Below are 6,192 nucleotides of genomic sequence, written 5' to 3'. Positions count from 1 at the left end.
CCCCTCTCCCACCTCCTCCGGCCGGGTCCGGAGCTACGACACCGACGGGGGCCGCGCGGTCTTCGACCTCGGTGAGAAGTCGGCGACCCTGGTGTCCGCGACGCCGGGCACGGGGTGGTCGATGCAGGTGTGGAAGACGGAGTCGTGGATCCGGGTGGAGTTCTCCTCGGGCGCGGACCGGGTGTCGGTCTTCTGCACCTGGCACGACGGTCCGCCGCGGGTGGAGATCGGCACCTACTGAGTCAGCGGAACACGGAGGGCGGCGGCGCCGGCGAGGCGACCGCGTCGGCGTCCGTCACGGGGACGGCCCCTCCCGTGAAGTCGAGGAGCGCCCTGCCGTGTTCGACGCGGCCGGGGTGCGGGTCGGAGGCGGCGCGGCGGGTTAGTTCGGCTATCGGCAGCGGGGTGTCGGAGGCGACCAGGACGGCGTTGCCGAAGCGTTTGCCGCGCAGGACCGTCGGGTCGGCGACGAGGGCGAGTTCGGGGAAGCGGGCCGCGGCGGTGGCGATCTGGCCGCGCAGATGGGCGAGCGGCGGGCCGTCGGCGAGGTTGGCGGCGTAGAGACCGCCCGGCCTGAGCGCCCTGCGGACCTCGTCGAGGAACTCGGTGGAGGTGAGGTGGGCGGGGGTCCTGGCACCGCTGAACACATCGGCGATGACGAGGTCGGCCCAGCCGTCGGGGACCTTGGCGAGTCCTTCGCGCGCGTCGACGGACCGCACCCTTATGCGTGCCGTCGGCTGCAACGGGAGCTTTTGCCGGACCAGTTGCACGAGGGCCGCGTCCCGCTCGACGACCTGCTGGGTGGAGCGGGGGCGGGTGGCGGCGAGGTACCGGGCGAGAGTGAGGGCGCCTCCGCCGAGGTGCACGGCGTGCACGGGCTTGTTGGGGGGCGCGACCAGGTCGATGACGTGGCCGAGCCGGCGCTGGTACTCGAAGGAGAGGTGGTGCGGGTCGTCGAGGTCCACATGGGACTGCGGGGCACCGTCGATGAGCAGCGTCCACGCGTGCGGGCGCTCGCGATCGGGGACGAGCTCGGCGAGGCCGCCGTCCACTGGTTCCACGACGGCTTCGGCGGACCTCCTGGGCTTTCCCACTGCACCATTATCGGGGGCGGGTGACCGTCTCGCGTCCGCGGGTCCGGTGGCTGTGGCGCGGTCGCCGTGCCCCGGAAGAGGTGGCTGCGGTCACCGGCAGTTGTCCGCCGCCTCGATGAGTCTCGCCGCCTCGTCCAGTGCCGCTCTCAGCACCGCCGGGTCGGTCGCCAGGTCCGCGTCCCCGGGGGGCAGCAGCCAGTCCGAGCCCTGCACCGGAGGCTCGGGGGCCAGTCGCAGCCCCCGTCCGTCGGTCTCCGTGCAGGTGCTGCCGGGGACGTCCCATCCCGCGGCGGTCCCCGGTGGCACCAGGAAGCCCAGCGTCTCGCCGCCGTCGTCGTGCAGCACGGGGCCGACCGACTCCCCCACCCCCCGCCGCAGGATGTCGACGGCCTCCAGGCCGTGTCGCGTCGGTACCGTGACCACGTCACAGCTGATCTCCATCGCGGCCTCCATCGAGGAATCCTCGTCCGACTCCGACAGGTTCAACGCGCGCCGGCGTCAACGGCTACGGCAGAAGTCCGCCGCAAAGGATGGCAGTTCATGGCGGATCCCGGATGAGATATCCGGTTTGTAGCCAAACCCCGCGTGACGACCCGGACACAACAGGTACGTTCTTGCCCGCCGGAAACAGGGCGTCACACTGACAAACCAGTCAACTCGCCCCGCCCTCCGGCATGGTTCGACGGTTCGCACGAGAGGACCCGGCCATGGCGTCGTCAACGGTGACCTCGTCCCAGCCCCCCACCCCACCGAGGCCGAACCTCGCGTTCCGGCGCCTGCGCGGTCAGCGCTCGCCGGCCGAGTTCGCCGCGGCGGTGCGGCGGGCCGCGCGCGAGATCGGCGAGAGCGTCAGCTGCGACGCGCGCTATGTGGGCCGCGTGGAGGCGGGCGAGATCCGCTGCCCCAACTACGCGTACGAGCGGGTGTTCCTGCACATGTTCCCCGGCCGCACGCTCACCGACCTGGGCTTCGCCTCCCGCGCCTCGGTACGCGGACGCCGGGCGCGCGCCACGGATGAGACACCGGGGACGTGCGAGCCGTATGACACGCAAGACACTCAGGACCCTGACGAGACGTACGACAACTACGAGGAGAGCGACGTGCTGCGTCGCGCATTCATGACCGGCGGCGCCACCGTCGCCGCCGCCTCACTGGGCCCGCTCGGGCTCGCACTCGACGCCACGGCCGCCGGACGGCCGGTCCGCCGCGCCGGGACGGGTGAGGCGGGTGCCCTGGAAGAGGCCGTGCGCAGGATCCGGTTGCTCGACGACCGGCACGGCGCGGACGGCCTGTACCAGCGCGCGGCGGCCCCACTGCGCGCCGCCTACGCGCTCCTGGACGCCGGCGCGACCCGGCAGACGACCGCCGACCGGCTGCACTCGGGCGCGGGTGAACTCGCCATCTCGGTGGGCTGGCTCGCGCACGACTCCGGACGGTTCGACGACGCCCGCTCGCACTACGCGGAGGCGCTCGCGACGGCACGGGTGACCGGTGACGACGCCCTGGAGGCGCACGCGTTCTGCAACACCGCCTTCCTCGCGCGCGACTCGGGACGGCCACGGGAGGCGGTGCGGGCGGCGCAGGCCGCGCAACGGGTGGCCCGGCCCCTGGGTTCGGCCCGGCTCATGTCGCTGCTCGCCCTGCGCGAGGCGGGCGGCTGGGCGGGGCTCGCCGACCGCACCGGGTGCGAGCAGGCCCTGGTCCGCGCGCAGGCCTACTTCGAGCGAGGCCACTCGGACGCCGACCCCGAGTGGATGAGCTTCTACGGTGAGGCCGAGCTGGAGGGGCTGGAGGCGCAGTGCTGGTCCACCCTGGGCGACTGGCGCCGGGCCGCCCGGCACGCGCGCCGGGCGGCGGATCTCCAGGACCCGCACTTCACCCGCAACATCGCGCTGTACACGGCCGAACTCGCCGACGACCTGGCCCGCGGCGGCCACCCCGACGAGGGGGCGGCGGCGGGACTGCGGGTACTGGAGCTGCTGGGCGAGGTGCAGTCGTCCCGCATCCGGACGATGCTGGCGGCCACGGCGAGGGTGCTGCTGCCGCACCGGCGGGCCTCGGGGGTGTCGGCGTTCCTGGACCGGCACACGTCCCTGCCCCGGACCGCGTGAGAGAGGGCGGTCGTTCGACCGCGGGCCGGTGGGGGCTGGTGGCGCAGTTCCCCGCGCCCCTAAGACCCCAGGTGCCCCAAGTCGTTCCAGCTCTCGATCGCGGGCTCCCCGTAGGCCCAGCCGAGCACCGAGAGGGACGTCGGATTGAGCCGGATCCGGGCCGCGAAGTCAACCGGCAGCCCCAGCCACCGCGCCCCGATGGACCGCAGGATGTGCCCGTGGGCGAACACCAGCACGTCCCGGTCCGCGGCGCGCGCCCAGGCGACGACCTCGTCCGCGCGGGACGTGATCTCCGCGAGCGACTCCCCCTCGGGGACGCCGTCCCGCCAGATCAGCCACCCGGGCCGCACCGCCTGGATCTCGTCCGGGGTCATGCCCTCGTACGCGCCGTAGTCCCACTCCATGAGCGTGTCCCAGGTGGCCGCCCGCTCCCCGAACCCGGCGAGTTCGCAGGTCTCACGCGCGCGTGCCAGCGGGCTCGTGCGGACCTCCACACCGGCCAGGCCGTCGTAGGGAGCCCGGTGCAGCCGCTCGCCGAGCAGCTTGGCGCCCCTCCGGCCCTCCTCCAGAAGCGGTACGTCGGTCCTGCCGGTGTGCTTGCCGGACAGCGACCACTCGGTCTGTCCGTGCCGGGCCAGCAGGATGCGCGGAGCCATGAAGAAACCTTTCCGGGGGAAAGCGGAAGCGGAACACCTCCATCATCGCGCACCCTGTGGGAGGGCAACCCGCCGGGCGATCTCAGCGTCTTTGAGGGCCGAAGGCGCTGCGCGGGGGCACTCCACCAGGGCCCGCACATACGCCGTAAAGTGGCACGCCCGGACGACCAGTGCCGGACGCCGCGCGAAACGAAGGGGGACAGGATCGGATGCCGCTGACCGAGACACCAGGCACCGAGGCGGTCCCGCGGACGCGGCTGCGCTGGTGGACCGAGCTGCCCCTGATCCTGCTGGTGTACGCCTGCTACAGCGCCGGACGGCTCCTCGCCAGGGGCGATGTCACGGGCGCCGTCGACCACGGCCTGGCGATCCTCAAGATCGAGAAGGTCCTCCACCTCAACGCCGAGCACCCGCTGAACCGGCTGTTCACCGACCAGGCCTGGATCGGCGTTCCGGCCGACTTCTGGTACGCCTCGCTGCACTACCTGGTCACACCGGCCGTCCTGGTCTGGCTCTTCCGCTCGCGCGCCCTGCACTACCGCGCGGCCCGCACCTGGCTGATGACGTCCACCTTCATGGGCCTGATCGGCTTCACGCTGCTGCCGACCTGCCCGCCCCGGCTCCTGTCGGCGGGCCACGGCTTCGTCGACACCATGGCCCAGTACAGCTCGTACGGCTGGTGGGGCGGCGAGGCGAGCGCGCCACGGGGCATGGGCGGCATGACGAACCAGTACGCGGCCATGCCGAGCCTGCACGTCGGCTGGGCGCTGTGGTGCGGGGTGATCCTGTGGCGCTACGGCAGGACGCGTACGACGAGGGTCGCGGCCGTCGCCTACCCGCTGATCACCACCATCGTGGTCATGGGCACCGCGAACCACTACTTCCTCGACGCGGTCGCGGGCGCGGCGGTGATGGGGCTCGGCTTCGTGCTCGCCCCGCACGTCAGCCGGGTCGCGGAGCGGGTCACGGCGGGTGTCCGCGCCCGGATGACCTCCGTTCCCGTCGTCTCTCGGGACACAGAGCCCTCAATTGTCAGTGGCGGATGCCAGACTTCCGCGGGTGAGCACATTCCACGGCAGCGCGAGACACGCTTCCCAGGCGGAGCCGAGCCCAGTGCCGCTCCCACGGACGCGGGGGACGGCGCTCCGGCAGCGGCTCGCTGAGCTGCGCGGCCCCGAGGTACCGGCCAAAGCACTCGACGCGCGCGCCCTGGCGGCCCTCGCGGCGAACCCCGGCTGCAAGCGACGAGCGATCCTCGACGGCGCCGGGGTGAACAAGACGGCGCTGGCGAGCGCGCTGGGGTCGCCCGCGGCCTTCGGGCAGTCGCAGTTCGCCCTGACCCGGGGCAACGCCTTCGAGGCCAAGGTCAAGGCGGACGGCGGCGCGGAGCTGCTGCGGCTGGTGCACGAGCGGCTGGACCGCGGCGCCGAGCCGCCCGCCGGGGCCCAGGTGCCCGACCTCGCCGCGATCGGCCCCGAGGGCCGCACCGCGCGTACGGCCCTCGCCCTGCGCGAAGCCACCGGGGCCGAGGGCTGGACCCTGCTCGACCACCCGATGCTCGCGCTCGACGTCGCCGGCTCCCCCGCCTTCCTGGAGCCGGACGCGGTGGTCGTGCACCCCGACGGCAGCTGGACGGTCGTGGAGATCAAGTCCTTCCCGATGCTGGACGGTGCGGCGGACCCGTCGAAGGTGGGCGCGGCCGCCCGCCAGGCCGCGGTGTACGTCCTCGCGCTGGAGGAGGTCGCCGCCCGCCTGGACCCGGTCCCGCGGGTGCGCCACCGGGTCCTGCTGGTCTGCCCCAAGGACTTCTCCAACCTGCCCACCGCCTCGGCCGTCGACATCCGCAAGCAGCGCGCGGTCACCGCCCGCCAGCTGGCCCGGCTCACCCGCATCCAGGACATCGCCGACACCCTGCCCGACGACGCCTGCTTCGCCCCGGACCTGCCCGCGGAGGAACTGACCGCGGCGGTCGAGTCGGTGCCCGCGGCCTACGCCCCCGAGTGCCTGTCCGCGTGCGAACTGGCCTTCCACTGCCGGGACCGCTCCCGCGCGGCCGGCGCGGTGACCTCCCTGGGCCGCCCGGTGCGCGCGGAGCTGGGCGGACTGACGACGGTCGAGGAGGTCCTGGCGGCCGCCCGGGGCGAGACCGGCGATCCGGACGACCCGGCGGTGGCGGCGCTGAGAAGGGCCGCGCGACTGCGCGCCGAAGCACTGGAGGGCTTCGCACCGACGGCCCCGGCGGGCGCGGCGGCAGGAGGTACCGGGTGGTGACGACGACCCCGCGCCCGGGCTTTCCGGCGCCGCCGCACCCCGCCACGCCCTCTTCCGGTC

6 protein-coding genes and 1 pseudogene are annotated in these 6,192 nt (G+C 73.7%); 4 read left to right on the top strand and 3 right to left on the bottom strand.

The window, feature by feature from the left end; genetic code table 11:
- Positions 1-241 (top strand): annotated as a pseudogene (locus tag EHS43_RS34435) (hypothetical protein); the annotation flags it as partial.
- A 1-nt stretch (position 242) separates the two neighbouring features.
- Here EHS43_RS34435 and EHS43_RS34430 read toward each other — a convergent pair.
- Complete coding sequence (locus EHS43_RS34430) at positions 243-1,094, bottom strand: spermidine synthase (RefSeq protein WP_125194572.1); 852 nt, start codon at positions 1,092-1,094, stop codon at positions 243-245.
- 90 nt (positions 1,095-1,184) lie between these two features.
- Positions 1,185-1,535, bottom strand: a complete 351-nt coding sequence (locus tag EHS43_RS34425; RefSeq protein ID WP_185806537.1) for a hypothetical protein — start codon at positions 1,533-1,535, stop codon at positions 1,185-1,187.
- Between the two features lie 266 nt (positions 1,536-1,801).
- On the opposite strand from EHS43_RS34425, the gene EHS43_RS34420 reads away from it, so the two are divergent.
- On the top strand, positions 1,802-3,205 hold the full coding sequence (locus EHS43_RS34420) for a tetratricopeptide repeat protein (RefSeq protein WP_125194570.1): 1,404 nt from the start codon (positions 1,802-1,804) through the stop codon (positions 3,203-3,205).
- A gap of 59 nt (positions 3,206-3,264) precedes the next feature.
- Here the strand turns inward: EHS43_RS34420 and EHS43_RS34415 are convergent, their stop codons facing one another.
- Positions 3,265-3,861 carry a histidine phosphatase family protein gene (locus tag EHS43_RS34415; RefSeq protein ID WP_125194569.1) on the bottom strand — a complete coding sequence of 199 codons (597 nt, stop codon included), beginning with the start codon at positions 3,859-3,861 and terminating at the stop codon, positions 3,265-3,267.
- Between the two features lie 209 nt (positions 3,862-4,070).
- Here EHS43_RS34415 and EHS43_RS34410 point away from each other — a divergent pair, with 209 nt between their 5' ends.
- Both EHS43_RS34410 and EHS43_RS34405 read left to right on the top strand, forming a co-directional pair.
- Complete coding sequence (locus tag EHS43_RS34410) at positions 4,071-5,024, top strand: phosphatase PAP2 family protein (RefSeq protein ID WP_125194568.1); 954 nt, start codon at positions 4,071-4,073, stop codon at positions 5,022-5,024.
- Positions 4,975-6,132, top strand: coding sequence for a hypothetical protein (locus tag EHS43_RS34405; RefSeq protein WP_125194567.1), 1,158 nt, complete (start codon positions 4,975-4,977; stop codon positions 6,130-6,132). The genes EHS43_RS34410 and EHS43_RS34405 overlap by 50 nt, the downstream gene beginning before the upstream one ends.
- Positions 6,133-6,192: the final 60 nt, after the last annotated feature.

This window comes from Streptomyces sp. RP5T, assembly GCF_003933965.1.
GTDB lineage: Bacteria > Actinomycetota > Actinomycetes > Streptomycetales > Streptomycetaceae > Streptomyces.
Note: the sequence above shows the minus strand (reverse complement) of the source record. Positions and strands in the feature narration are given on the sequence as shown.

Coding starts and splice junctions, on each gene's coding strand:
- EHS43_RS34425 (WP_185806537.1), bottom strand. CDS start 1,535: ATGGAGATCAGCTGTGACGTGGTCACGGTACCGACGCGACACGGCCTG.
- EHS43_RS34420 (WP_125194570.1), top strand. CDS start 1,802: ATGGCGTCGTCAACGGTGACCTCGTCCCAGCCCCCCACCCCACCGAGG.
- EHS43_RS34415 (WP_125194569.1), bottom strand. CDS start 3,861: ATGGCTCCGCGCATCCTGCTGGCCCGGCACGGACAGACCGAGTGGTCG.
- EHS43_RS34410 (WP_125194568.1), top strand. CDS start 4,071: ATGCCGCTGACCGAGACACCAGGCACCGAGGCGGTCCCGCGGACGCGG.